The following is a 25,377-nucleotide window of genomic DNA, read 5'->3' on the forward strand; positions in this document are numbered from 1 at the left end:
GATGAGCACCCCCATGAACAATCTCGGCATCGTCAAGAAGACCATCGCCCGCGCCGACAAGGCGGCGGTCGAGAAGCTGTCGCAGTTCGGCGTTGCCACCATCCATGAGGCGATGGGCAGGGTCGGCCTGATGCAATGCTACATGCGCCCGATCTATCCGACCGCGAAGATGTGCGGCACGGCGGTCACCGTGCTGCTGCAGCCCGGCGACAACTGGATGCTGCATGTGGCGGCCGAGCAGATCCAGCCCGGCGACGTCGTCGTCGCGGCCTGCACGGTCGAGAACACCGACGGCTTTTTCGGCGATCTCCTGGCCACCAGTTTTCGTGCCCGCGGCGCCAAGGGCTTGGTCATCGATGGCGGCGTGCGTGACGTTGCTGATCTCACCGAGATGCAGTTTCCGGTGTTCTCGCGCGCGATCTCGGCGCGCGGCACGGTCAAGGCGACGCTCGGCTCGGTCAACATCCCGGTGGTCTGCGCCGGCGTTGCGGTCAATCCTGGCGACGTGATCGTGGCCGATGTCGACGGCATCGTGGTGGTGCCGGCTGCGGTGGCGCATCAGGCGGCGGATGCCGCCGCGGCGCGTGAGGCCAACGAAGCCGACAAGCGCGAGAAGCTCGCTTCCGGCGTGCTCGGTCTCGACATGTACAAGATGCGCGAGCCGCTGGCGAAGGCCGGGCTCAAATATATCGATTGAGGAGGAGGACGCGGCACGATGGGCGGCGCTTCCAATTCAAGTCCTTCAAATCAGTGGCATGTCGGAATCGTCGGCTACGGCGAGGTCGGCAAGATCCTCGCCGAGGACCTGCGCAAGGACGGCGTCCGCGTCTCGGCCTATGATATCAAGCTTGGCGACGAGCGTGGCAATGCGATGCGCGACCACGCTGCCGGCATCGGCGTCACGCTGGCCCCGTCGCATGCCGAGCTCGCTTCGCAATCCGATTTTATCGTCTCCGCAGTGACCGCGAGCCAGGCCGTTCCGGTGGCACAGGCCTGTGCGCCGGCCGTGAAGCCAGGCGCGTGGTTCCTCGACTTCAACTCGGCCTCGCCAGGCGCCAAGCAGCGCGCGGCTGATCTGATCGACGGCGCCGGCGGCCGCTATGTCGAGGGCGCTGTCATGACGTCGGTGCCGCCCTATCGGATCAAGGTGCCGCTGCTGCTCGGCGGCACCGGCGCCCGCGAGCTGGCGCCGCTGCTCAATGATCTCGGCTTCGCCGCCAAGCCTGCGAGCGACAAGCTCGGCGTGGCGTCAGCGACCAAGATGTGCCGCAGCATCATGATCAAGGGCATGGAGGCGATGGTGATCGAAGCCTTCACCACCGCGCGCGCCTATGGCGTCGAAGACGCCGTGCTGGCCTCGCTGAAGGAGACCTTTCCCGGCATCGATTGGGAGAAGCAGGGCGCCTATTTCTTCCAGCGCGTGATCGAGCACGGCCGCCGCCGCGCCGAGGAGGTGAGGGAGGTCGCCGAGACCGTGCGCGAGGCGGGGCTGACGCCATGGTCGGCGCAGGGCACCGCCGAGCGCCAGGCCTTCATCGCCGATCTCGCCGATGAAGGCTTGTTCGGCGCGCGTGGAGCCAAGGACTTCGCGCGCAGCCCCGACTGGCGCACCGAGGCGGATCGCATTCTCGCGAAAGCAAAGAAGAAGTAGGAAACGACATGGAGTTTCAGAAAACACCCGGATGGCTCGACTGGTACCAAGGTCCGTCGAAGCCGCGTTTCAAGGTTCCGGCCGGCAGCGTCGATGCGCATTGCCATGTGTTCGGTCCTGGCGCGGAATTCCCTTACGCGCCCGAGCGCAAATACACGCCGTGCGACGCTTCCAAAAACCAGCTTTATGCGCTGCGCGACCATCTCGGCTTTGCCCGCAACGTCGTGGTGCAGGCGACCTGCCATGGCGCCGACAATCGAGCCATGGTCGACGCACTCGTGCATTCGAACGGCAAGGCCCGCGGCGTCGCCACCGTCAAGCGCAACGTTACCGACGATGAACTGAAGGCGATGCATGACGCAGGCGTCCGCGGCGTCCGCTTCAATTTCGTCAAGCGCCTGGTCGACTTCACGCCCAAGGACGAACTCAACGAGATCGCGGGGCGCATCGCTAAGCTCGGCTGGCATGTGGTGATCTATTTCGAGGCGGTCGATCTGCCGGAGCTGTGGGACTTCTTCACCGCGCTGCCGACCACGGTCGTCGTCGACCATATGGGCCGCCCCGACGTCACCAAGCCGGTCGACGGACCTGAGTTCGAGCTGTTCGTGAAGTTCATGCGCGAGCACCAGAACGTCTGGTCCAAGGTGAGCTGCCCGGAGCGGCTGTCGGTGAAGGGACCACCGGCGCTGAATGGCGAGCAGAACGCCTATCGCGACGTGGTGCCGTTCGCGAGGCGGATCGTCGGGACTTTCCCGGATCGCGTGCTGTGGGGCACCGACTGGCCGCATCCGAACCTGAAGGATCATATGCCCGACGACGGCCTGCTGGTCGATTTCATTCCGCATATCGCTGTCACCGAGGAGCTGCAGCGGAAGCTCCTGGTCGACAATCCGATGCGGCTCTACTGGCCCGAAGAAACTTAAACGAGGAGACGATCGATGTCGCTCGACAAACCCTATACCGACGTTCCCGGCACGACCATCTTCGACGCCGACATGTCGCGGATGGGCTATCACCTCAACCAGTTCTGCATGTCCTTGATGAAGGCGGAGAACCGCGCCCGCTTCAAGGCCAATGAGCGGGCCTATCTCGACGAATGGCCGATGACCGAAGAGCAGAAGCAGGCGGTGCTGGATCGTGATCTCAACCGCTGCATTGCGCTCGGCGGCAACATCTACTTCCTCGCCAAGATCGGCGCCACCGATGGCAAGAGCTTTCAGCAAATGGCCGGCAGCATGACCGGCATGACCGAAGAACAATACCGCGACATGATGGTGAAGGGCGGCCGCTCGATCGAGGGCAACCGCTACACCGGGGAGAAGAAGTGATGGCCCATATCTCCGCAAGCGTTTACACCTCGCACGTGCCGGCGATCGGCGCCGCGCTCGACCTCGGCAAGACCGGCGAGGATTATTGGAAGCCGGTGTTCCAGGGCTACGACTTCGCCAAGCAGTGGGAGAAGGAGCAGAAGCCGGACGTCGTGTTCCTGGTCTTCAACGACCACGCCACCGCCTTCAGCCTGGAGATGATCCCGACCTTCGCGATCGGTACCGCGGCCGAGTATCAGCCGGCCGACGAAGGCTGGGGCCCGCGCCCGGTGCCGAAGGTGATCGGTCATCCCCGGCTCGCTGCGCATATCGCGCAGTCGGTGATCCAGGATGATTTCGATCTCACCATCGTCAACAAGATGGATGTCGATCACGGCCTCACCGTGCCGCTCAGCCTGGTGTTCGGGCAGGTCGATGCCTGGCCGTGTCCGATCATCCCGTTCGCGGTCAATGTCGTGCAATATCCGGTGCCGTCGGGTCGCCGCTGCTTCATGCTGGGCAAGGCGATCCGCAAGGCGATCGAGAGCTATGACGAGCCGCTCAATGTGCAGATCTGGGGCACCGGCGGCATGAGTCATCAGCTGCAGGGCCCCCGCGCCGGGCTCATCAATCGCGAGTGGGACAACATGTTCCTGGACAAGCTGATCAGCGATCCGGAAGGGCTCTCCAAGGTGCCGCATATCGAATATGTCCGCGAAGCGGGCAGCGAGGGCATCGAGCTCGTGATGTGGCTGATCGCGCGCGGCGCGATGAGCGATGTCAATGGCGGCAAGACTCCGACGGTGCGTCACCGCTTCTACCACGTGCCGGCGAGCAACACCGCGGTCGGCCATCTGATCCTGGAGAACAACTGACATGGCCAAAACGATCAAGGTCGCGCTGGCCGGCGCCGGCGCGTTCGGCATCAAGCATCTCGACGGCATCAAGAACATCGCCGATGTCGAGGTGGTATCGTTGGTCGGGCGCAGGCTCGACCAGACCAAGGAAGTCGCCGACAAATACGGCATCAAGCATGTCTCGACTGAGCTCGCCGACAGCCTGAAGCTGCCGGAGGTCGATGCCGTGATCCTCTGCACGCCGACGCAGATGCATGCGGCCCAGGCGATCGCGTGCCTGAAGGCCGGCAAGCATGTGCAGGTCGAGATTCCGCTAGCGGATTCGCTGAAGGATGCGCAGGCGGTGGTCGAGCTGCAGAAGAAGACCGGGCTGGTTGCGATGTGCGGCCACACCCGCCGCTTCAACCCGAGCCACCAATGGGTGCACAAGAAGATCAAGGCCGGCGAATTCCACATCCAGCAGATGGACGTGCAGACCTACTTCTTCCGCCGCACCAACATGAACGCGCTGGGCCAGCCGCGCAGCTGGACTGACCATCTGCTGTGGCACCACGCCGCGCACACGGTCGATCTGTTCGCCTATCAGGCGGGCGCGCCGATCGTGAAGGCCAACGCGGTGCAGGGACCGATCCATCCGACGCTCGGCATCGCTATGGACATGTCGATCCAGCTCAAGGCCGCCAACGGCGCGATCTGCACGCTGTCGCTGTCCTTCAACAATGACGGCCCGCTCGGCACCTTCTTCCGTTACATCGGCGACACCGGCACCTACATCGCGCGCTACGATGACCTCGTGAACGGCAAGGAAGAGAAGATCGACGTCTCCAAGGTCGACGTCTCCATGAACGGCATCGAGCTGCAGGACCGCGAATTCTTCGCCGCCATCCGCGAGGGCCGCGAGCCGAACGCCTCCGTCGCCCAGGTGCTGCCGTGCTACCAGGTGCTGCACGATCTGGACCAGCAGTTGGCGCAGGGGTGAGGCGCGCTGGCATCGCGTCATTGCGAGCGAAGAATCGTAGGGTGGGCAAAGCGAAGCGTGCCCACCATTTTTCGCGACGACGCGAGACGGTGGGTACGCGCCGCCTGAAGGCGGCCCTTTGCCCACCCTACGTGCCTGCTATCGCGAACTAATCGAGCTGTCGCCGCATCGGAGGTGCGCTCCCTCCCCCTTGCGGGGGAGGGCTGGGGAGGGGGGTACCGCAGGCATCGCTGGTCGCGGTTACCCCCACCCCCCCGACCCCTCCCCGCAAGGGGGAGGGGAGTAGAGCGCGCTCGCCGCGGCCGCGACGAATCCAAATCCGTTTTTCGTTCGTTATTTCCCTTCACCTTCTTCCAAAGCCGCGCAGCGATAGGGGAGCGCCCCTCAACGCCGGCTGCGAGCCGCGCGCCGGTCGAAGGCTTGCCGCGCGGACTCGACCTCGGGCATCTTGGCGATGGTCCAGGCATAGAGCGCCCGGAACGGCGGCTGCAGCGTGCGCCCGAGCGGGGTGATCTCGTATTGAACGGCCACGGGCGACTCCGCGATCACCTGGCGAGATATCAGGCCGTTACGCTCCAGCCGGCGCAGGCATTGCGTGAGCGCCTTCTGGGTGACGCCCTCCAACTGCTTCTTGATGACATTGAACCGCAGCGGGCCTGCATCGAGCACCGCGACCACCATCATCGACCATTTGTCGGCGATCTGGTCGATCAGGAGCCGGCTCGGACACTCCGCCGAAAAGTGCTGCGGCTTGCAGTTCGGAGTCATAAGTAGTTTCCTCGCGTATACCTGGGCGACTTCAGGTGCCTGATTGACAGCAGGTTTACGAAGTATACTTGGATCGCTCCGAAAGCAATGGAGGAGCTCTTCCGAATGTCCGACCTCGATACCGGCGTCCTGTTTCGTCCCTTTCGTCTGAAGACGCTGGAGCTGAAGAACCGCATCGTCATGGCGCCGATGACACGCAATGCGGCACCCAACGGAATTCCCGGTGACGCCAACGTCGCCTATTACCGCCGCCGCGCCGAAGGCGGGGTAGGGCTGATCCTCTCCGAAGGTACCGTGGTTGATCGTCCCGCTTCCAGGAATGAGCCGGGTATCCCGTTCTTCCATGGCGATGCGGCTCTCGCCGGTTGGCAGCGCGTCGCCGCGGCGGTTCATGCCGCGGGAGGCCGCATGGGTCCGCAGATCTGGCACACCGGCTCGACCAAGGGCATGAGCGGCTGGCAGCCGGACGCGCCGGTGGAAAGCCCGTCCGGACTGCTTGCGCCGGACAAGCCGCGCGGCAACGCCATGACCGAGGAGGACATCGCCGACACCGTTGCCGCCTTCGCGCAGGCCGCGCGCGATGCCAAGCGCGTGGGGTTCGATACGGTCGAGATTCACGGCGCGCACGGCTATCTCATCGACCAGTTCTTCTGGTCCGGCACCAACAAGCGCGAGGATCGTTATGGTGGCGCCACGATCAAGGAGCGCTCGCGCTTTGCCGGCGAGGTCGTCGCGGCGATCCGCGCGGCCGTGGGGCCGGATTTCCCGATCATCCTGCGCGTCAGCCAGTGGAAGCAGCAGGATTATGCCGCGCGTCTGGCCGAGACACCGGAACGCATGGCCGACTGGCTGCAGCCGCTGGTCGATGCCGGCGTCGATATCCTGCACTGCTCGCAGCGCCGCTTCTGGGAGCCGGAGTTTCCCGAGATCGATGGCGAGAAGGGGCTGAACTTCGCCGGCTGGGCCAAGAAGATCACGGGTGCCGCGACCATCAGCGTCGGCTCGGTCGGGCTATCAGGCGACTTCTTCAGCGCCTTCGCAGGCAAGGCGTCGACGTCAGCCGATCTCGACAATCTGCTGGAGCGCATGGCGCGCGATGAGTTCGACCTCATTGCGGTCGGCCGCGCGCTGATCAGCGACGCCGAATGGGTTGCCAAGGTCAAGGACGACGACAAGGCCAGCCTGAAAGGCTTCAACGCGGCGGATCTGCAAGCGCTGGTTTGAGCCCTCGCGGCTTCATCGGCGCCCACCTCGCCCCGCTTGCGGGGAGAGGTCGGATTGCATCGAAGATGCAATCCGGGTGAGGGGGACTCTCCGCGAACTCGCTCTGTCGAGACAGCCCCTCACCCCGACCCTCTCCCCGCAAGCGGGGCGAGGGGGCGCACCGCCCCCGACGCGCGAACCTGGCCCTAACTTCCAGAGATGCCGGCTGAAACTAGCGCTTTTGTAGGAGAGGATACACCGAGCACCGGGGCTTTCATTCCTCTCCTTCACCATGAGGCATCTCCAACGCCGAAGTGGAGCATTGCGCATGCGGCAGCTGACTAGTCCTGCGTTTCCGGTAGCGTGATCACCAGTCCTTCCAGCGCGGCCGTCGCCTTGATCTGGCAGGCGAGGCGGCTGGTTGGGCGGAGCTCCGCAGCGACCGTGTCGAGCATGTCTTCCTCGGCTGCTTCCGGAGGAGGGATGTCGCCAAGGCGGCTCTCCTCGACATAGCAATGGCAAGTACCGCAGGCGCAGGAGCCGCCGCATTCGCCGACAATGCCGTCGACGCCATTGGCGATTGCGCCCTGCATCAGGCTCCAGCCGTCCTCGACGTCGATCGTCTTCCGGTTACCGGAGGGCTCGACATAGATGATGTTGACCATGTTGCTCTCGTCTTCGTGCTGTCGCGGTGCGCTTCGGACTAATGAACCGCCAGTTCGAGGTACATCGGACTGCGGAATGTTGATGACGGCATCCAGGGCAGCTGCTCCTGTGTGCGCCGGTAATCCGGGACGACCTTGTGCAGCTCATCGAAGGCGATCTTGATGGCGATCCTGGCGATCGCAGAACCGAGACAGGCATGCACGCCGCCGCCGAAGCCGAGATGGCCGCGCGGCTTGCGGGTGATGTCGTAGACGTCGGGATTGGGATATTGCCGCTCGTCGCGATTGCCGGAGCCGTAGGCGAGGCAGACGAAGTCACCCTCGCGCATGGTCTGGCCGTGCAGGGTGATGTCCTTCTGCAGGCAGCGGCGGAAGCGCTGCGCCGACGTGTTGAAGCGCAGGGATTCCTCGATCGCGTCGGACAGCAGATCGGGATTGGCAACGACCGCGCGGCGGGCGTCGGGGTGATCGGCGAGATTGTAAGCGAACATGGTCATGAAGCCACCGAGCGACTCGATGCCGGCCATGATCAGCGTGGTCGTTGTCAACAGCACCTCGCGCTCGTCGAGCCTGTCGCCGTCGATCTCGGCCGTGCTGAAATGCGAGATCAGATCGTTCTGCGGCCGTGCGCGGCGTTCGGCGATCACCGAGGCTGCGTAGTCCTGCATCCAGTTGTAGGCCGCGATGTGTTGCGGTCCCTTGGCGCGGCTCACTGGATCGCTCTGCACCATCAGCACGGCCTTGTCGCGCACGGTCTGCTCGTCGCCGAGCGGCAGGCCGAGCGCCGCGAACAGCACGCGGACGGTGAATTTCGACGAGAACTCCTCGATGAAGTCGAAGCGGTCCTGTCCGCGCAGCGTCTCGGCCGTGGCGCGCGCGATGTCGCGGATCGGGCCGGCGAGGCTCTCCAGGTTGCGCTTCATGAAGGCATATTGGACGAGGCCGCGCAGGCGATCGTGGCGCGGCGGATCGGTGGTGCCGAGGGTCGCGCCGGCGCGGTTCGGCAGCTCGGTCATCAGGTTGCCTTTGGCCGAGGAATAGGTCTGCCAGTTCTGTCCGGCCGAGACGATGTCGGCATAGCGCGACAGAATCCACATCTGCGCCTGCTGGCTCCAGAAGCAGGGATGCTCGTCGCGCAGCGTCTTGTAGAACGGAAACGGGTCGGCATCGACCGCAGGCGAATAGGGATCGAAGGTGAACATTGCGGGGCTCCTCTCCAAGGGTTGTGTGATTGTTGTTGTTCTTTTCGCTGAGCCTACCGAAGGGATTGCAGCGGCGTGAGGCACGAACGCCGGTCAACACTTGTACTTTTCCGACATTCTGATGTAGCTGGGATATGCCGAGGTTTCGCACCAAGCCATCGATCCCCGCGTTCGCGCTGTATGGCGAGGCGTCCGCCGCGCAGCCGGATATGCTGCATATCGAGCCGATCCAGGTGCGCAGCCGGCTATACCGCTGGGAGATCGAGGCCCATACCCATCAGGGCCTGCACCAGATCCTCTGGGTGGCATCGGGCCCGGCCGAGATCGCCTTGGACGAAAGACGCGAGCGCTGCACCGGTCCCGTCGCCGTGGTGATCCCGCCCGGCGTTGTCCACGCCTTCCGCTTCTCGCGCGAGACCGACGGTTACGTCCTGACCTTCAATCCGCGCGCGGTGGTCGAGGGCGATGTGCCGGCGACCGGCGAGGCGTTACGGGATCTGTTTGCGACGCCACAAATCCTCCATCTGGATTCCCAAGCCACGGCAACGCGCCGGATCGGCGCGCTGTTTATCGATCTCGCCGATGAGTTTGCCGCCGCCGATTCGGCGGCCTCGCCGGTGCCGCACTGGCTCGGACGCTCGATTGTGTGGCGGCTGGCGCAGCAAAGCGCGCGGCAATCGAAGGGCGCGCCCCGCGGTAGCCGTCATGCGGCGCTGTTCACCCGCTTCATCGTGCTGGTCGAGGCGCATCACCGCGACCACTGGCCGGTGGCGCGCTACGCCGACGAACTCGGCATGACGCCGGAGCGGCTGAACCGGCTGACCCGCGCCGAGACCGGCCAGTCCGCGCTCGACATCGTGCATGCGCGGCTGGCGCGCGAAGCCTGCCGCCGGCTGACCTATATTGCGGCGCCGGTGTCGAAGCTGGCGTTCGAACTCGGCTTCAAGGACCCCGCTTATTTCTGCCGCTTCTTCAAGCGCCACACGGGGGCCAGTCCACGCGACTACCGGCAGGCGATGGGCGTGGGCGACGATGTGACGGCGACTCGGGGCTGACGGGGACGGCGCCGGGATACCGCCACGCCGTTCTTTTTGCGTCGCGGCAAGGCGTCGGAAAAGTGCAAGAGAATGACGCGTCCATCCAAGTGACGCCGGGCTTTCCTTGCTAAAATCCGCGACCGAGAAGCAAACCCAACAATCCGCCTCGTGTGAATCCGGGAGAGACGCCTCATGAAAGTCCAAGTCTGTATCATCGGCGGTGGGCCTTCGGGCCTCATGCTGTCACAGCTCCTGCATCTGCAGGGCATCGATACGATCATTCTGGAGAAGTCCAGCCGCGAGCATGTGCTGTCGCGCATCCGCGCCGGCGTGCTCGAGCACGGCTTCGCCAAGTTGATGCGCGAGGCGCAATGCGGCGAGCGCATGGACCGTGAAGGAGAGATCCACCACGGCTTCTTCATCGCCCATGACGGCGTGCTCGATCGCGTCGACCTGCACAAATATTCCGGCGGCAATTCGGTGATGGTCTATGGCCAGACCGAGCTGACCCGCGACCTCTACGAGGCGCGCGACCGGCTTGGCGGCAAGGTCGTGCACAACGCCGCCGACGTGACGCCGCACGACATGGCTTCCGACAAGCCGTTCGTGACCTATCGGGTCGGCGACGATACCATCCGTGTCGACTGCGACTACATCATCGGTGCCGACGGTTTCCACGGCGTCAGCCGCAGGTCGATTCCGCAGGACAGGCTGAAGGAATACGAGCGGGTCTATCCGTTCGGTTGGCTCGGCGTGCTGTCGCGCACCAAGCCGGTGTCGCCTGAGCTGATCTATGCCAAGCACGAGCGCGGCTTCGCGCTGTGCTCGCTGCGCTCGCAGGTGTTGAGCCGCTACTACATCCAGGTGCCGCTCACCGATAAGGTCGAGGATTGGAGCGATGACGCGTTCTGGGAGGAGCTCAAGCGCCGCCTGCCGTCGGAGGTCGTGGCCAAGCTGATCACCGGGCCATCGATCGAGAAGAGCATTGCGCCGCTGCGCAGCTTTGTCGCCGAGCCCATGCGCTATGGCCGGCTGTTCCTCGCCGGCGACGCCGCGCATATCGTGCCGCCGACCGGCGCGCGTGGGCTGAACTCGGCCGCGTCCGACATCTATTACCTCTATCACGCGCTGGTTGATCACTACAAAAAGGGCGACGACAAGGGTATCGACGGCTATTCGCAGCGCGCGCTGGCCCGGATCTGGAAGGCGCAGCGCTTCTCGTGGTGGATGACGACCCTGCTGCACCGCTTCCCCGATCGGCTGGCTTACGATGACAAGCTGCAGGACACTGAGCTGGGTTATCTGTTCTCGTCCGAAGCGGCCCAGCGCTCGCTGGCGGAAAACTACGTCGGCCTGCCATTCTAGCGAAATGATGCGTGGCGATTGATACGAGATCTCGCGCAGAATGCGGTGGGCTCCCTCTCCCCGTTCTTACGGGGAGAGGGTTGGGGTGAGGGGCAGACGCTCCGATTGGTGTACATTGTCGGACCAGTACCCCCTCACCCGGATTGCATCTAGCGATGCAATCCGACCTCTCCCCGCAAGCGGGGCGAGGTGTACCTCGTATGCCGCGCTAGCGGCGCGCAAAATCAGAGCCTCCCGGACAACGGGACGATAGGGGAAGGAAGCGATATGATCATGAGACCAATGGCGCCGCGCGCGTGCGGGACAGCAGCGATGCTGTTCATTACAATTGCGGGTGCGGCTCCCGCAGCCGCCGATACCTTCGTCGGCGATGCGGCGGCGACCTGCAGCGGGCTGGCTGCTTCGGCGCAGGCACCGGTGCGCATCGACCAGGCGGCCCTTCAGCAGCCGTCGACGCTGTCGGTTGCCGAGAAAGCGGGTTCGCCGGCGGCACGCGTCGCGCCGGCCAATCCCGCCTTCTGCAAGGTGCTCGGGCATATCGATCCCCGCGATCCCAATGCTCCGCCGATCAAGTTCGAGGTCAATCTGCCCGTCGACTGGAACGGGCGCTCGCTGCAATATGGCGGCGGCGGCTTCAATGGCGTGCTGATCACAGGGCTCGGCCTGCCGCCGGCCTATCCGTTCGACAAGCCGTCGCCGCTAGCGCGAGGCTTCGTCACCTACGGCACCGATTCCGGCCATCAGGCGAAGCCAGGCGAGCCGCCGCAGACTTTCGCGCTCAATGACGAAGCCTTCGAGAATTTCGCGCATGTCGCCTACAAGAAGGTGCGCGACGCCGCTGTCGACCTGATGCAGCGCGCCTATGGCAAGCGGCCTACGAAAATGTACTTCATGGGTTCGTCGGAGGGCGGCCGCGAGGCGCTGACCATGGCGCAACGCTATCCGGACGATTTCGACGGCATCTTAGCGCGCGTGCCTGTGATCAACTGGGCCGGCCTGCAACATGCGGGCACGCGCAGCGGGCTGGTGACCATGGGCGAGGGCTGGATCAGCCCGGCGCAGGTCAAGCTCGTGGCGGATGCCGTCCGCAAGGCTTGCGACAAGGCCGATGGTGTCGAGGATGCCATCGTCGAGAATCCCGTCGCCTGCAAGGCGAGCTTCAAGCCGGAGAGCTTGCGTTGCGCGGCCGGGCAGAGTGGGGATGCGTGCCTCACTGATGCGCAGATCAAGGCGATCGATACGCTGCACGCCACCTACAAGTTTCCGTTCCCGCTCGCCAACGGCCTCGATGATTACCCCGGCTGGGGCGTCTCGGGGGAAGACACGCCGCCCGCGGCATCGGCCGGCGGTTGGATCGCATGGTGGCTCGGCACGGCGGCCCCGACGCTGCCGCCTCAGCCGGCGAACGGCATTGCCTGGATCTACGGCGCCGGCGGCATTCAATATGTCTTCGCGCGCGATCCGAAGCTCGACGTCACCACCTACAAGCCTGAGGAGCACAAGGCGAGGCTGCTCGAGGTCTCCAACCTGATGGACTCGACCAACCCCGATCTCAGCCGCTTCCGCGCGCATGGCGGCAAGCTCATCATGCTCGAGCACATGGCCGACTATGCGCAGAGCCCTTACGCTGGCATTCGCTATTTCGAGAGCGTGGAGAACAAGCTCGGCAAGTCCGAGACCGCGGAGTTTGCGCGGCTCTATACCGCGCCGGGCGTCGATCATGTCGGCAACGGCGCGCCGGCCAATGTGGACATGCTGAGTGTGCTGGTCGACTGGGTCGAGAGCGGCAAGGCGCCCGATGATCTCAAGGTGGTCGAACAAAAGATCGAGGCGCCGGACTTCGCGACCGCCCGAAGCCTGCCGCTGTGTCGCTGGCCGGCCTGGCCGCACTACACATCCGGTCCGATCGAAGCCGCAAGCAGCTTCAACTGCTCCCAGTAACTTCAACTGCTCCCAGTAAGAAGCGAACAAGATCGCTCGAAAAGCCTGAAGGTCGATCGGCAGAAGGGCGCGATGGTTTTTCCATCGCGCCCTTTGCGTTTGGAGAACTCCGTCAGCCGCTCGGGCATCAGAACCTCAAAAATGAGTTGCGTACCTCAGAATTCCGGCTAAGGTTCTCAACCGGAGGAAGAGGGCATGAACGCGCCGCTGACCTTGCGGGACATTGCGCGGCAGGCCGGCGTCAGCCTGGCCACCGTCGACCGCGTGCTGCACAATCGTCCGGGCGTTCGCCCCGACACGGTGCGGCGCGTGCGCGACGCCATGGAGCGCAGCGCCTTTCAGCCCCACGCCGCGGCCTCTGAGCTGGCGCGGGCGCGCGCCCGGCGCTTCGCCTTCGTGATGCCGTCCGGCGGCAACCTTTTCATGCAGCAGATCCTGGCGCATCTCGGCGAGATGACCGGCTGGATGGCGGCGCGACGCCTGACGATCGACACAATGGCCACCGACGTGTTCGATCCCACCGTCCTTGCGGCCAAGCTCGAAAGCCTGGTTGGGCAAGTCGACGGCGTCGCCGTGGTCGCGCTGGATCATCCCAGCGTGCGCGCGGCGATCAACGACCTCGTCGATGCCGGCGTGAAGGTCGTCACGCTGGTGTCGGACGTGCCCTCGTCGCGGCGGCACCATTATGTCGGGATCGACAACATCGCCGCCGGCCGTACCGCCGGCGCGCTGGTCGGCCGCTTTGTCGGCGACCGCAAAGGCCGCCTCGCCATCGTCGCGGGATCGCAGGCCCTGCGCGACCACGCGGAACGCATCTTCGGCTTCAGCCAGGTCATTGGATCGGAATTTCGACAACTTGAGGTATTGCCTGTTGTTGAGGGACATGATGAGGATGAGCTCTCAGAACGCCTCACGATCAGGCTGCTGAAGGAGTATCCGGATATGATCGGCCTCTATAATGTCGGGGCCGGCACGCCGGGCGTGGCCAAGGCGCTGGCCGAGTCCGGGCGTGCTGATGAGGTGGTGTTCGTCGGCCATGATGTGACGGTGCTGACGCGCCGGCTGCTGTTGAATGGCGTGATGGACGCCGCGATCTCGCAGAACCCCGGCCACGAAGCGAGGGCTGCGGTGCGCGTGTTGCTGGCGCTCGTCCGTAACGAGCCGATCTTGAGCGAACAGGAGACCATCCGCATCGATATCGTGATGCGGGACAATCTGCCGTGAGCCGTTGAGACCAGCGCCGCTTCGGTGGCGCGAACCGGGCAGGGCAGACGAGACACCGCTGCACGAAGGCGACAGAGATCGCCGACTGCGGCGAGAGGTGAGTGGGAGGAGTTGCGTGTATCTCGGATTGGACGTCGGCACATCCGGCGTGAAGGCCGTACTGGAAGACGACGCGGGCGCGCTGGTCGCGACCGCCTCGCGGCCGCTTGCGCTGTCGCATCCGAAGCCGCTGTGGTCCGAGCAAAATCCGCACGATTGGGTGCACGCGGCGATCGGCGCGATCGACGATCTCGCACGTACCCATCCGCGCGAGACCGCCGGCGTGCGCGGCATCGGACTGTCCGGCCAGATGCATGGCGCGACGTTGCTCGACGCCGACGGTCATCCGCTGCGGCCGGCCATCCTCTGGAATGACGGCCGCTCGCACGCCGAATGCGCCGAGCTCGAACGGCGCTGTCCCGAACTGCATGCGATCGCCGGCAATCTCGCGATGCCCGGCTTCACCGCGCCGAAGCTGCTGTGGGTCGCGCATCATGAGCCGGAGATCTTTGCCAAGATCGCGAAAGTGCTGCTGCCGAAGGCCTATGTGCGCTACCGGCTCTCCGGCGAGATGGTCGAGGACATGTCGGATGCGGCCGGCACCTTGTGGCTGGATGTCGGTCACCGCCGCTGGTCCGAGACGATCCTCGCCGCGACCGGCCTCGATCTGGCCCACGTGCCGCGGCTGGTCGAAGGCAATGAGCCCAGCGCGGTGCTGTCTCCTGATCTCGCGCGCCGTTGGGGCATGGGCGCCAACGTCGTGATTGCCGGCGGCGCGGGGGATAATGCGGCGAGCGCGATCGGGCTCGGTGCGATCGCGCCAGGCGATGCATTCCTCTCGCTCGGCACGTCCGGTGTGCTGTTCCGCGTCACCGACCGTTTCGCGCCGCAGCCGGCGTCCGCTGTGCACGCCTTCTGCCACGCGCTCGGCGGGCTCTGGCACCAGATGGGCGTGATGCTCTCGGCTGCCGCCTCGCTCGCCTGGCTCGCGCGCATTCTCGCCAGCCCCGAAGCCGATCTGTTGGCGCCGCTCGGCCAAGCCGTCGACCGGCCGAGCGCAGTGCAGTTTCTGCCCTATCTCGACGGCGAGCGCACCCCGCACAACGACGCCACCGCCGCAGGCGCCTTTGTCGGCCTGCGCAGCGCGGCAGGACGCAATGACCTGGTGCAGGCGGTGCTCGAAGGCGTCGCTTTTGCCGCGCGCGACATGCTGGTCGCGCTCGGCGATAGCGGGCAGCCGATCACCGAGTTCGATCTTGTCGGCGGCGGCTCGCGCTCTCCGCTGTGGGCGCAGATCGCGGCCGATGTGCTCGGCGTGGTCGTGCACCGGGTCGAGGAGGGCGAGGTCGGCGCTGCCGTCGGTGCCGCACGGCTCGGCCGGATGGCGGCGACCGGCGCCGATCCTGCCGTGGTCTGCCGACGGCCGCAGCGGCTGGCGAGCTTTGCGCCGCGTGCGCCGCTCGTTGCCGCCTATGACGACGCTTATGCGCGATGGCGCAAGCTTTATCCTGCCTTGAAGGAGTATGCCCCGTGACCATCTCAGCTCCATTCTTCAAGACCGGTGCGACGGTCACCTATGGCGGCGCGGATGCGCGCAGTCCGCTGGCATTCCGCTGGTACGACAAGGACCGGGTCGTTGGTGGCAAGCGGCTCGAGGACCATCTGCGCTTCGCCGTCTGCTACTGGCATTCGTTCTGCTGGCCGGGCAGCGATCCGTTCGGCGGCGAGACATTCTTGCGACCCTGGCAGCATGGCGACGATGCCATGGCGATGGCGCGCGCCAAGGCGGATGTGGCCTTCGAGCTGTTCCGCCTGCTCGACGTGCCGTTCTTCACCTTCCACGACGTGGATGCCGCGCCCGAAGGCGCAACGCTCAAGGAGTCTACCGCCAATCTGAACGCCATCGCCGATCTGTTCGAGCAGAAGATGGCCTCGGCCAAGGTGCGGCTGTTGTGGGGCACGGCCAATCTGTTCTCGCACCGCCGCTACATGGCGGGTGCCGCGACCAATCCAGACCCCGATGTCTTCACCTATGCCGCCGGCCAGGTGCGCGCCGCGCTCGAGGTTACGCATCGGTTGGGCGGGCAGAACTACGTGCTGTGGGGCGGCCGCGAGGGCTATGAGACGCTGCTCAACACCGACCTCAAGCGCGAACTCGACCAGCTCGGTCGTTTCGTTTCGCTCGTCGTCGAGCACAAGCACAAGATCGGGTTCAAGGGCCCGATCCTGATCGAGCCGAAGCCGAAGGAGCCGACCAAGCACCAGTATGATTTCGACGTCGCGACCTGCTACGGCTTCCTGGAGCGCTATGACCTGCTCAATGACGTCAAGCTCAATGTCGAGCAGAACCACGCCATCCTGGCCGGGCATTCGTTCCAGCATGAGATCGCACTGGCGCAGGCGCTTGGCGTGTTCGGCTCGGTCGACATCAACCGTGGAGACGACCTCCTGGGCTGGGACACCGATCAGTTCGCGATGAACGTGCCGGAACTCGCGCTGGTGTTCCACGAGATCCTCAAGGGTGGCGGCTTCACCACCGGCGGGCTCAATTTCGACGCCAAGATCAGGCGACAATCGATCGACCCGGATGATCTGATCCATGCCCATGCCGGCTCGATGGATGCCTGTGCGCGCGCCTTCCTGGCCGCATCCGACATGCTCGAGGCCGGAGCGCTGACGACGCCGTTGGCCGAGCGCTATGCCGGCTGGGAGGGCGAGGAGGGGCAGGCGATCCTGGCGGGCAAGCGCTCGCTCGCCGAGCTTGCTGATCGCGCGACGTCGTCCGGTCTTGATCCGCTGCCGCGTTCGGGGCGGCAGGAATATCTGGAAAGTGTCGTGAACCGCTACGTCTGACGCAACCAACGACAGCCGAACGGCTGCGATAAACAAACCGAGTGGGAGGACCGCCATGGACACGGCGGCGACCGGGCAACCGGTCCTGGAGCTGAAGGGCATCGGCAAGCAGTTCGGCGCGATTCGCGCGCTGCACGGTGTCGACCTCGAGGTACGGCCCGGCGAGGTCGTCGGCCTGATGGGCGACAATGGCGCCGGCAAATCGACTTTGGTACGGATCATCGCCGGCAATTTTCCACCGAGCCAGGGCGAGATCTATTTCGACGGCAAGCTGGTGCATTTTCACCGCCCGATCGATTCCCGCGCCGTCGGCATCGAGGTCGTCTATCAGGACCTCGCGCTGGCCAATAATCTCACCGCCGCGGCGAACGTGTTTCTCGGCCGCGAGCTGAAGCGCAATTTCGGCCCGCTCGCGCTGCTCGACCACAAGGCGATGGAGGCGCGCGCGCTCGACTTGTTCCGCGAACTGCGCTCGGAGACGCGGCCGAATGACCTGGTCAAGGACATGTCGGGCGGCCAGCGCCAGGCGGTGGCGATCGCGCGCACGCGGCTGTCCAACGCCAAGCTCGTGATGATGGATGAGCCGACCGCGGCGATCTCGGTGCGGCAGGTCGAGCAGGTGCTGAGCCTGATCCACCGGTTGAAAGAGCAGGGGATCGCCGTGATGCTGATCTCGCACCGCATGCCCGACATCTTCGCAGTGTGCGACCGCGTTGTTGTCATGCGCCGCGGCGAGAAGCGGGCGGACAAGCCCATTGCCGACACGAGTCCCGAAGAAATCACCGCGCTGATCACCGGCGCCAAGGAGGCTGCGTGATGTCCGCGCCATCAGATGCCCAGATCTCCTTCACCAATATCGGTCCCGTCAAATGGTGGCATCGCGGCGTGTTCGCCTCGCAGACCGCCTATGTCACCTTGGCGCTGCTGATCCTCATCGTGGTGATGAATTTCGCGAGCCCCTATTTCTTCACCGAGGGCAACCTGCAGAACATCGCGAAGAACTTCTCCTTTATCGCGATCGCAACCCTCGGCATCACCTTCGTGATCATCACCGGCGGCATCGACCTCTCGGTCGGCTCGATGATGTGCTTTGCCGCGATGGTCACCTCGATGGTGATGACGATGCTGTCCACGCCGGGCCAGCCGCTCGCGTCCTGGTTCGTTCACCTCGCAGCCGACGGCAAGACGGTGGTCGCCAACGTGCCCGGGCTGATCCTCCTGGTCTCCGTGCTGTGCGGGCTCGCGGTGTCGCTGATCGTCGGCCTCATCAACGGCGTCTGCATCGCGATACTGGGCCTGTCGCCCTTTGTCACCACGCTCGGCATGCTCTCGATCGTGCGCGGGCTCGGCTATGTGATCTCGAACGGCAAGGGCAGTTTCCCGGGCGGTCCGGACGCAAGCTACTTCTATGCGCTCACGCAAGGCGACCTGTACGGCCTGCCGATGCCGTTCATCTATCTCATCGTCCTGGGGCTGCTGATGGCGCTAGTGCTGCATCACACCAGCTTCGGGCGCCACGTGTTTGCGATCGGCGGCAATGAGAAGGCGGCCGAGCTGACCGGCGTCGCAGTGACGCGGGTCAAGATCGAGGTCTACGTGATCTGCGCGCTCGCCGCGGGCCTGCAAGGCATCGTCATTTCCGGCTGGTTGGGTTCGGCGCCGGCCAACATGGCGACATCCTACGAGCTCAACGTGATCGCGGCGGCGGTGATCGGTGGCGCCAATCTCGCCGGCGGCATCGGCGGACCGCTCGGGGCCATCGTCGGCTGCGTGCTGCTCGAAGTCATCCGCAACGGGCTGGTGCTGGCTCAGGTCAATTCCTACTGGCAGCAGGCCCTGGTGGGCGTGATCATCATCGCGGCCGTCCTGGTCGACCGGCTCCGCTCGCGCCTGCTGTGACCTGATACTGGCCGGGATGTGAACGAACAGGTCTATCCGCGCACCGGCCAGACAATCATCGGGGATAGACATTTTGGAGGGAAAGCCATGAGGAAATTGTTGTACGCCGCTGCGGCGCTCGCGGTCATGCTGGCTCCGGCGCATGCGGAAACCAAATACCGCTTCATCATCGTGCCGAAGGCCATGAACAATCCGTTCTTCGACGTCGCCCGCGACGGTTGCATGAAGCGGGCCAAGGAGCTCGGCAATGTCGAGTGCATCTACAAGGGCCCGGTTGAGCACGAGCCGGCGACGCAGGCCCAGATCATCCAGGACTTCATCACCCAGAAGGTCGATGGTCTCGCGATCTCGGTTGCCGACGTCGCCGCCATGACCAAGTCGATCGACGCTGCGACCGCGGCCGGCATTCCCGTCATCACCTTCGATGCCGACGCGCCGGGCTCCAAGCGCATCGCCTATATCGGCACCAACAACAAGGATTTCGGTCTCGCGCTCGGCAAGCAGCTGCTCCAGCTGAGGCCTGACGGTGGCAAATATGCCATCGTCTCCGGCGGTCCGGGCGCCAAGAATCTCGCCGAGCGTGTCGATGGTGTGCGCGAAGCCCTGAAGGGATCGAAGTGGGTCGAAGTCGCGGGTTCGCCGACCTTCTGCAACGACGATCCGGCGCTGGCGGTCCAGCAGATGACCGACCTGCGCACCGCGACGCCTGATCTCGGCGCCATCGTTCCGATCGGTGGCTGGCCCATGTTCGCGCCGGAAGGCTACAAGGCTTTCGTCAACCAGAACCGCAAGGATATCGACGCTGGCAAGCTGACGCTGGTGGTGGCGGATACGCTGAAGATGCAGCTTGAACTGTTGCGCGACGGCTATTCCAACGCGCTGACCGGACAGCGGCCGTTCGAGATGGGCGAGAAGGCGATGGACACGCTGCTCGCGGTCAAGAAGGGTGAGAAGGTGCCCGAGATCATCTACACCGGCCTCGACCTCGTCACCAAGGACAACGTCGCCAAGCTGCTGAACTAGATTCAGTTCCTCCCGGGGAAAACTGGCGGCCCTCGCTTCGACTTCGGTCGGGGCCTGGGTCGCCTCCTTTTTGTTTGCGGACGTGAAGGAGCGCGAGCTGCTTCCAGGAAATCGAATATTCTTTGCGAGAGGTCTGGACAGGCCGACGGCCTACCGGAATCTCATAGATCGATGACGACGTCGCGGCTCGGTTGTGAGCAGCAGATGAGAAGATTGCCGGCGGCGGGCATGTCGAGCGGCTCCGGTCCGTAGGTGACCGCGCCGGAAACCAGGCCGCTTTCGCAGCTGTGACAAACACCGGTACGGCACGCCCAGCGGACCGGCACGTCGCACGCCTCGGCCAGTTCCAACAGGCTTCCATAGGCTGACGGCTTCCAGTGTGCCGCGACGCCACTTCGCGCGAATGACACCAATGGACCGGTGTCAGCATCGCAATCGGGCGGATGAGGTGGCCGCGTCGCGTCGCCCACAACGCCGGGCGTCAGCGCCTCGCGGCCGCTGAATGTTTCGGTGCTGATCCGTGCTGGGGCGAAGCCCATGGCCGCAAGCGCTTCTTTCATATCCGCCATGAAACCAGTCGGGCCGCAAATATAGACATCCGCATCTCGCGGAATACCGAGCTCCTCCAAGACAGAGCGTGACAGATGACCGGTTGCATCGAAATCGTCGCCCAGCCGATCGTGCGGGCCCGGCCTGCTGTAGCAAACATAGCTGCGGCTGTGGGGGAGTGCGGGCAGGAGACGGCGGACCTCGGTGGCAAATGGGTGATGCTGCCCGTCACGGGCCGAGTGCAGCCACAGGAGCTGTCGTGCCGGACGAACGGCTGCCAGTGCGTGCAGCATGGCCAGAACGGGCGTCGCTCCGATTCCGGCGCTGAGCAGCACCACGGGCCGCTCACCGGATTGCAGAATGAAGCTTCCTCTCGGTGAGCTGACGTCGAGAACATCGCCGATCCGGATGTGGTCGCGCAGGTAGGTTCCAGCGGCCCTGTTCGGCTCGACCTTCACGCTGATCCGATACTGGTCAGTCGAGGCGGGCCCCGAGAGCGAGTAGCTGCGAAAAAGTGCTGGCCCATCGCGCGTCGGTCGCAGACGCAGGACGACGTACTGGCCGGGGAGAGCCGCGGGCAGGGGCCGACCGGCCGGATCTCGCATCGATAGCGAGACGACGTCGGAGGACTCATGATCGATTGCGGCGATCGCGAGCGGGCGAAATCCCGGTGCAACGGGATGCAATGCTGCTGCCGGCGCGAGACCCGCATTGCCGCCTGCGTTCGCCTGGCTCCGCAGCAATGCCTCGAATGATCGCCGCCACCCCGGCGAAAGCGCTGGGATACGCAAGGCGCGCTCCAAGCGGTCGCGCGGATGGCCGGGAGAATAGAGCAGCGCGTTGATCTCTGCGACCGTCATTCGCTCCTGCGCCTCTCGCACCTTCACGATGTCGTCGTCCGCACCGACATCTCCTTCCTGCAGGACCCGGAAATAGAATCCCGGACGTCCGCTGGACGTCAGCAGCGCCGGCATCCGCGGCTCATTGGTCCGAATGCCAACGCGATAGCAGGTCACGCGAGGTTGAGTGACCTCGAACACGGCGCTGCCGATCTGATAACGGTCGCCGATACACACGGTATCGTCCGGCAATCCTTCGACCGTGAAGTTCTCACCGAACTGTCCATGGACGAAGTCGGTCCGCTTCAGCCGCTCTTGCCAGTAGCGGTACGATTCGATCTGGTAGACGAAAACCGCCCGCTGCTCACCTCCATGGCCGTGCAGGTCTCCCTGACCATCTCCGTCAAGATTCAGCCGGCTCACGCGGCAGCGGCCGCGCACTGGATTTTTCCAGATGCCGGTGTGCACAGTGCGCCCCTTCCACGCGATATCTTGCGGAAGTCCAACGTTCACGGAAAGCAGTCGTGCCATGTCATGTCCCGCTGTTGGGAGCCGGTGTTCATGATAGCAGCCGTTCCGGCGGACACGAGCTGATGGACGATCTCGGTCACGTCGAGGTGCGATCCGCTGCGTGTTGCCGATGATAGTCGGGCAACGCAGGTCCGTCGAGAGGACGGCACCTCTCGGTTCCGTTACAGCGTTCGGCCGCGCCGAGCCGTGGCCGTATCGTCCGGACGAATATAGATGCTTCCGCTTATCGAAGCAGATCTTCCTTCGCGTGGGATGACTCCGGCGTATGAGAACCCTGCGGCCTGCTAAGATGCAGCGTCTTGATGATGACAAACATTGCACACGGCCGATCCGAAGAGGTTCAGGCCCGAGAACGCAGAGGTGGATGGTGATGGACGACGTGACGGTGCCGCCTCATTGACAGATTCTAGTATCTGACTTAAGTCAGATATTATGCTCGACCCGGTCTCCCGCGTCCGCCGCTTCAATCGCGCCGTTACCTCGGAGGTCGGCGCGCTCGATACCTCGTTCCTCGGGCGCGGACGGCCGCTTGGAGCAGCCCGCGTGCTCAATGCGATCGGTCACGGCCGCAGCGACGTCGCTGAGCTGCGCGACTACCTCGCGCTCGACTCCGGCCTGATGAGCAGGCTCCTGCGCAGCCTGGAGGAGGAGGGGCTGGTGACGACGAAGCCGCATCCCGACGATGCGCGCCGCCGCCTCGCCAAGCTCACCGCCGCCGGCCGGCGCGAATTCGAGGCCTATGAAACGCTCTCCAATGCCCAGGCCCAGGCGATGCTCGCGCGCCACAGCCAGCCTGAGGCGCTGCTGGCGGCGATGGACATGGTCGCGGCTGCGCTCGGACGCAACCGCATCAGCATTGCCGAGGTGGATGCCAGGGGAGAGCAGGCACGCTACTGCCTCGGTGAATATTACGGCGAGCTGTCGCGCCGGTTCGAACGCGGTTTCGACGTGGCTCGATCGCGCGATCCGGATGCTGTCGACATGATGGCTCCGCGCGGCGCCTTCTTCGTCGCTCTGTCCGACGGGCTGCCGCTCGGCTGCGTCGGGCTGAAGGGGACGGGCGGGGCGGTCGCGGAGATCAAACGGCTGTGGGTCGCGCCTGCGGCGCGCGGCATCGGCCTGGGGCGGCGCCTGATGGATGCGGCCGAAGATGCCGCGCGAAAGCTGTCGATCAAGATTCTTCGGCTGGACACCAACAGTGTCCTCTCCGAGGCCAGGCAACTGTATCGCCGGGCCGGCTGGACCGAGATCGACCGCTTCAACGACGATCCCTATCCCGATCTGTTTTTCGAGAAGCGTCTCTGAGGTCAGCGCAGCGGAGGCAAGCCGGCTGGCTGCTCCGCGGGCGCGTCCACGACGCTGTCCCGCCTCCGACCTATTTCCGGTCGGCGTAGCCGGACTGATGATCGACCGCGCAGGTGCGCGCGGTCAGGGGCAAGCCCGGTCTGGACTATGACGTCAACGGTCAATTGCGGCTCGTCACCACCACGCCGGGCCATTGCGCCATGAACGGCTGTGAGGCGTGCTGTTCGGTCTCGGGAGTGCGTACGGCCCGTCTGACACGATGAGTCCTGTGCATCCGGGCGATCGAGCTGGTCGCGTCCCGAGCCGTCTCGATGCGCGCGATCTGCTGGCGCAGCTCGCCGGTGCTCGCGCGCAGCGCGTCGATGCCGATCTCGTTGTTTGCCGCAGTGGCCCGCAGGCCGCCCAGCTCGCCTGCCGTGTCTTCCTGTGCCGTGCGCAGACGGATCGTGTAGCGCTTCAGCATGGCGACATCGGCCTCGATCTTGTCAGCGGAATCGCGGCGGCGCGCCTCATTCTCGTTGGTGGCCATGCGGAGCGTCGCGAGGCCGGTCTCGGTGCTGGTGAGGCTGGCGCGGAGCTGTAAGAGCTCTCCGGAGGTATCGTCTTGACGTTCGTGCAGCTTGGCCGTCTCGGCCTTGAGCTCACTGAGCTCCGCCGTCAGGGCGGCAACGCGCGTCTCGAGACTGGGCGACCCGTCGATTGCGAAGGAGATGCCCTTGGCTCCGCCACCGCTCCACCACATCACGCCGAGGCTCGCGGCGAACGCCACACTCAGGACGATTCGTAAAGAGGGCGCGCCGCTGCTCTGCGGGAGCTCCGGCGTCTTGGTGGGGTTGCTCATCGACAGGTCTCCGGGATTTGATTGAAGGCATTATGATCAAATTAAGGTTGCTAATGTTCTAAGCACGCGGTGCTGGCGGAACATTTCTTCCACGTAGATTTCCGGGGGAGCACGGCTTGGCAGGCTGCGACAGAGATGTGCGTCCACTGACATTGCTGGCGTGAAACGCACTCAAGGTTGACTTCCGTCCTCCGTTCGAACGCGCGACAGCTTTTTTGAAGGCGGGCGTGAATGAGCCGGTGTTGGTACCTGCGTTCCAGGATGCCGGAAACACTTCGCAGCTCTTCCGGATCATGCTCTAAATCCGACCATGACCGACACCCCGACTCCTGCCGCACCGTCGACCTTCGACGAGCTCGCCGAAGCGATCAGCCATCGCCGCTCGGTCTACGGCCATATCAGCGGCCTGAGGATGGACCGTTTCGCGCCCGGCGAAGCCTGGTCGACCTTGCCCTATCGTCCGGTCTTCGTCGGTGACAGCGACACCGGCGTGATCCATGGCGGCGTCGTCACCGCGATGCTCGACGAGAGCTGCGGCATGGCGGTGCAACTCGCGCTCGACGGCACCCGCGCGATCGCCACGCTCGATCTGCGCATCGATTATCAGAAGCCCGCGACGCCCGGGCTCGACATCAAGGCGCATGCCGTGTGCTTCCGCGTCACCCGCTCGATCGCCTTCGTTCGTGCAACGGCCTATCAGGACGAGGAGAGCGCCCCGGTCGCCACCGCGACCGCCTGTTTCATGATCGGCGCCAACCGCACCAACATGCTCACCGACCGGCCGGCTTTCGCCGGCGCACCGCCGCCACTCGAGGCGCCTGACGATGCGACGCCGCCATTCGCCACCAGCCCGTTCGCGCGCTGCCTCGGCATCCGCCTCGCCGAGAACGAGACCTTCATCATGCCGTTCTCGCACCAGATCATCGGCAACCCGGTGCTGCCCGCGATCCACGGCGGCATGACCGGCGCGTTCCTCGAGACCGCGGCGGTCGTCACCGTGATGCGTGAGCTCGGCGCCGCCGCGCCGCCAAAGCCGGTCGGCCTGACCATCAACTATCTGCGCTCCGGGCGGGCGCTCGACAGCGTTGCGTCAGCGTCTATCGTCAAGCAGGGCCGCCGCGTAGTCGCCTTCGAGGCGCGGTGCTGGCAGGACGATCCAGCCAAGCCGATCGCAACTGCATTTGGCCATTTCCTGTTGCGGCAGGCGCCGGGACAGGATCAGGACTGAGCAAATAGGGTCGGCCTAATCCCGCCCGTCTGCAATTTCCTACTGAAGGTCGCGGACAGCGACGCCCCATC

General features: G+C 64.8%; 23 protein-coding genes. 18 read left to right on the forward strand and 5 right to left on the reverse strand.

Annotated elements, in window-relative coordinates:
- Position 1 precedes the first annotated feature (1 nt).
- From ligK to ACQR1W_RS23950, 6 genes are read left to right on the forward strand one after another with little or no spacing between them, the layout of a single operon-like run.
- Positions 2-697, forward strand: a complete 696-nt coding sequence (gene ligK / locus ACQR1W_RS23925; RefSeq protein ID WP_434853106.1) for a 4-carboxy-4-hydroxy-2-oxoadipate aldolase/oxaloacetate decarboxylase — start codon at positions 2-4, stop codon at positions 695-697.
- An 18-nt stretch (positions 698-715) separates the two neighbouring features.
- A complete protein-coding gene (locus tag ACQR1W_RS23930) occupies positions 716-1,651 on the forward strand; it encodes a DUF1932 domain-containing protein (RefSeq protein ID WP_434853107.1) in 936 nt (311 codons plus the stop codon).
- Positions 1,652-1,659: 8 nt separating this feature from the next.
- On the forward strand, positions 1,660-2,574 hold the full coding sequence (locus ACQR1W_RS23935) for an amidohydrolase family protein (RefSeq protein WP_434853108.1): 915 nt from the start codon (positions 1,660-1,662) through the stop codon (positions 2,572-2,574).
- A gap of 15 nt (positions 2,575-2,589) precedes the next feature.
- Entirely contained in the window at positions 2,590-2,979 is a 390-nt protein-coding gene (ligA, locus tag ACQR1W_RS23940; protein ID WP_434853109.1) for a protocatechuate 4,5-dioxygenase subunit alpha, read from the forward strand.
- Positions 2,979-3,833, forward strand: coding sequence for a class III extradiol dioxygenase subunit beta (locus ACQR1W_RS23945; RefSeq protein ID WP_008971773.1), 855 nt, complete (start codon positions 2,979-2,981; stop codon positions 3,831-3,833). The genes ligA and ACQR1W_RS23945 overlap by 1 nt, the downstream gene beginning before the upstream one ends.
- 1 nt (position 3,834) lies before the next feature.
- On the forward strand, positions 3,835-4,794 hold the full coding sequence (locus ACQR1W_RS23950; RefSeq protein ID WP_434853110.1) for a Gfo/Idh/MocA family oxidoreductase: 960 nt from the start codon (positions 3,835-3,837) through the stop codon (positions 4,792-4,794).
- A 384-nt stretch (positions 4,795-5,178) separates the two neighbouring features.
- Here the strand turns inward: ACQR1W_RS23950 and ACQR1W_RS23955 are convergent, their stop codons facing one another.
- Complete coding sequence (locus ACQR1W_RS23955) at positions 5,179-5,562, reverse strand: winged helix-turn-helix transcriptional regulator (protein WP_434853111.1); 384 nt, start codon at positions 5,560-5,562, stop codon at positions 5,179-5,181.
- Positions 5,563-5,667: 105 nt separating this feature from the next.
- Between ACQR1W_RS23955 and ACQR1W_RS23960 the strand changes: the two genes are divergently transcribed.
- Positions 5,668-6,786 carry an NADH:flavin oxidoreductase gene (locus tag ACQR1W_RS23960; RefSeq protein ID WP_434853112.1) on the forward strand — a complete coding sequence of 373 codons (1,119 nt, stop codon included), beginning with the start codon at positions 5,668-5,670 and terminating at the stop codon, positions 6,784-6,786.
- 320 nt (positions 6,787-7,106) lie between these two features.
- Here the strand turns inward: ACQR1W_RS23960 and ACQR1W_RS23965 are convergent, their stop codons facing one another.
- Positions 7,107-7,430 (reverse strand): 2Fe-2S iron-sulfur cluster-binding protein, encoded by a 324-nt coding sequence (locus ACQR1W_RS23965; protein WP_434853113.1) that lies wholly within the window; start codon positions 7,428-7,430, stop codon positions 7,107-7,109.
- A gap of 38 nt (positions 7,431-7,468) precedes the next feature.
- Positions 7,469-8,632, reverse strand: a complete 1,164-nt coding sequence (locus ACQR1W_RS23970) for a cytochrome P450 (protein ID WP_434853114.1) — start codon at positions 8,630-8,632, stop codon at positions 7,469-7,471.
- A gap of 134 nt (positions 8,633-8,766) precedes the next feature.
- On the opposite strand from ACQR1W_RS23970, the gene ACQR1W_RS23975 reads away from it, so the two are divergent.
- From ACQR1W_RS23975 to ACQR1W_RS24015, 9 genes are all read left to right on the forward strand, one after another.
- Positions 8,767-9,687 carry a helix-turn-helix domain-containing protein gene (locus ACQR1W_RS23975; protein ID WP_434853115.1) on the forward strand — a complete coding sequence of 307 codons (921 nt, stop codon included), beginning with the start codon at positions 8,767-8,769 and terminating at the stop codon, positions 9,685-9,687.
- A 174-nt stretch (positions 9,688-9,861) separates the two neighbouring features.
- Positions 9,862-11,034 carry a 4-hydroxybenzoate 3-monooxygenase gene (gene pobA, locus ACQR1W_RS23980; protein ID WP_008972255.1) on the forward strand — a complete coding sequence of 391 codons (1,173 nt, stop codon included), beginning with the start codon at positions 9,862-9,864 and terminating at the stop codon, positions 11,032-11,034.
- Positions 11,035-11,346: 312 nt separating this feature from the next.
- Positions 11,347-12,975 (forward strand): tannase/feruloyl esterase family alpha/beta hydrolase, encoded by a 1,629-nt coding sequence (locus ACQR1W_RS23985; protein ID WP_434853116.1) that lies wholly within the window; start codon positions 11,347-11,349, stop codon positions 12,973-12,975.
- Positions 12,976-13,170: 195 nt separating this feature from the next.
- Complete coding sequence (locus tag ACQR1W_RS23990) at positions 13,171-14,199, forward strand: LacI family DNA-binding transcriptional regulator (RefSeq protein WP_434853117.1); 1,029 nt, start codon at positions 13,171-13,173, stop codon at positions 14,197-14,199.
- Between the two features lie 115 nt (positions 14,200-14,314).
- Positions 14,315-15,772, forward strand: coding sequence for a xylulokinase (gene xylB / locus ACQR1W_RS23995; RefSeq protein ID WP_434853118.1), 1,458 nt, complete (start codon positions 14,315-14,317; stop codon positions 15,770-15,772).
- Positions 15,769-17,091, forward strand: coding sequence for a xylose isomerase (xylA, locus tag ACQR1W_RS24000; protein WP_434853119.1), 1,323 nt, complete (start codon positions 15,769-15,771; stop codon positions 17,089-17,091). The genes xylB and xylA overlap by 4 nt, the downstream gene beginning before the upstream one ends.
- 55 nt (positions 17,092-17,146) lie before the next feature.
- Positions 17,147-17,908 carry an ATP-binding cassette domain-containing protein gene (locus tag ACQR1W_RS24005; RefSeq protein WP_434853120.1) on the forward strand — a complete coding sequence of 254 codons (762 nt, stop codon included), beginning with the start codon at positions 17,147-17,149 and terminating at the stop codon, positions 17,906-17,908.
- Positions 17,908-18,990: an ABC transporter permease gene (locus ACQR1W_RS24010; RefSeq protein WP_434853121.1), complete on the forward strand. Its 1,083-nt coding sequence runs from the start codon at positions 17,908-17,910 to the stop codon at positions 18,988-18,990. The genes ACQR1W_RS24005 and ACQR1W_RS24010 overlap by 1 nt, the downstream gene beginning before the upstream one ends.
- 87 nt (positions 18,991-19,077) lie before the next feature.
- Entirely contained in the window at positions 19,078-20,013 is a 936-nt protein-coding gene (locus ACQR1W_RS24015; protein ID WP_434853122.1) for a sugar-binding protein, read from the forward strand.
- A gap of 161 nt (positions 20,014-20,174) precedes the next feature.
- On the opposite strand, the gene ACQR1W_RS24020 is transcribed toward ACQR1W_RS24015, so the two are convergent.
- Positions 20,175-21,932, reverse strand: a complete 1,758-nt coding sequence (locus tag ACQR1W_RS24020) for an MOSC domain-containing protein (protein ID WP_434853123.1) — start codon at positions 21,930-21,932, stop codon at positions 20,175-20,177.
- 432 nt (positions 21,933-22,364) lie between these two features.
- Between ACQR1W_RS24020 and ACQR1W_RS24025 the strand changes: the two genes are divergently transcribed.
- Positions 22,365-23,237 carry a bifunctional helix-turn-helix transcriptional regulator/GNAT family N-acetyltransferase gene (locus tag ACQR1W_RS24025; RefSeq protein ID WP_434853124.1) on the forward strand — a complete coding sequence of 291 codons (873 nt, stop codon included), beginning with the start codon at positions 22,365-22,367 and terminating at the stop codon, positions 23,235-23,237.
- 160 nt (positions 23,238-23,397) lie between these two features.
- Here the strand turns inward: ACQR1W_RS24025 and ACQR1W_RS24030 are convergent, their stop codons facing one another.
- The gene (locus tag ACQR1W_RS24030; RefSeq protein ID WP_434853125.1) at positions 23,398-24,078 is read right to left on the reverse strand and encodes a hypothetical protein; all 681 of its coding nucleotides are present in this window, start codon (positions 24,076-24,078) and stop codon (positions 23,398-23,400) included.
- Positions 24,079-24,388: 310 nt separating this feature from the next.
- On the opposite strand from ACQR1W_RS24030, the gene ACQR1W_RS24035 reads away from it, so the two are divergent.
- Entirely contained in the window at positions 24,389-25,306 is a 918-nt protein-coding gene (locus ACQR1W_RS24035) for a PaaI family thioesterase (protein WP_434853126.1), read from the forward strand.
- Positions 25,307-25,377 lie beyond the last annotated feature (71 nt).

Origin of the sequence: Bradyrhizobium sp. HKCCYLS1011 (assembly GCF_051167795.1) — a bacterium.
Lineage (GTDB): Bacteria > Pseudomonadota > Alphaproteobacteria > Rhizobiales > Xanthobacteraceae > Bradyrhizobium.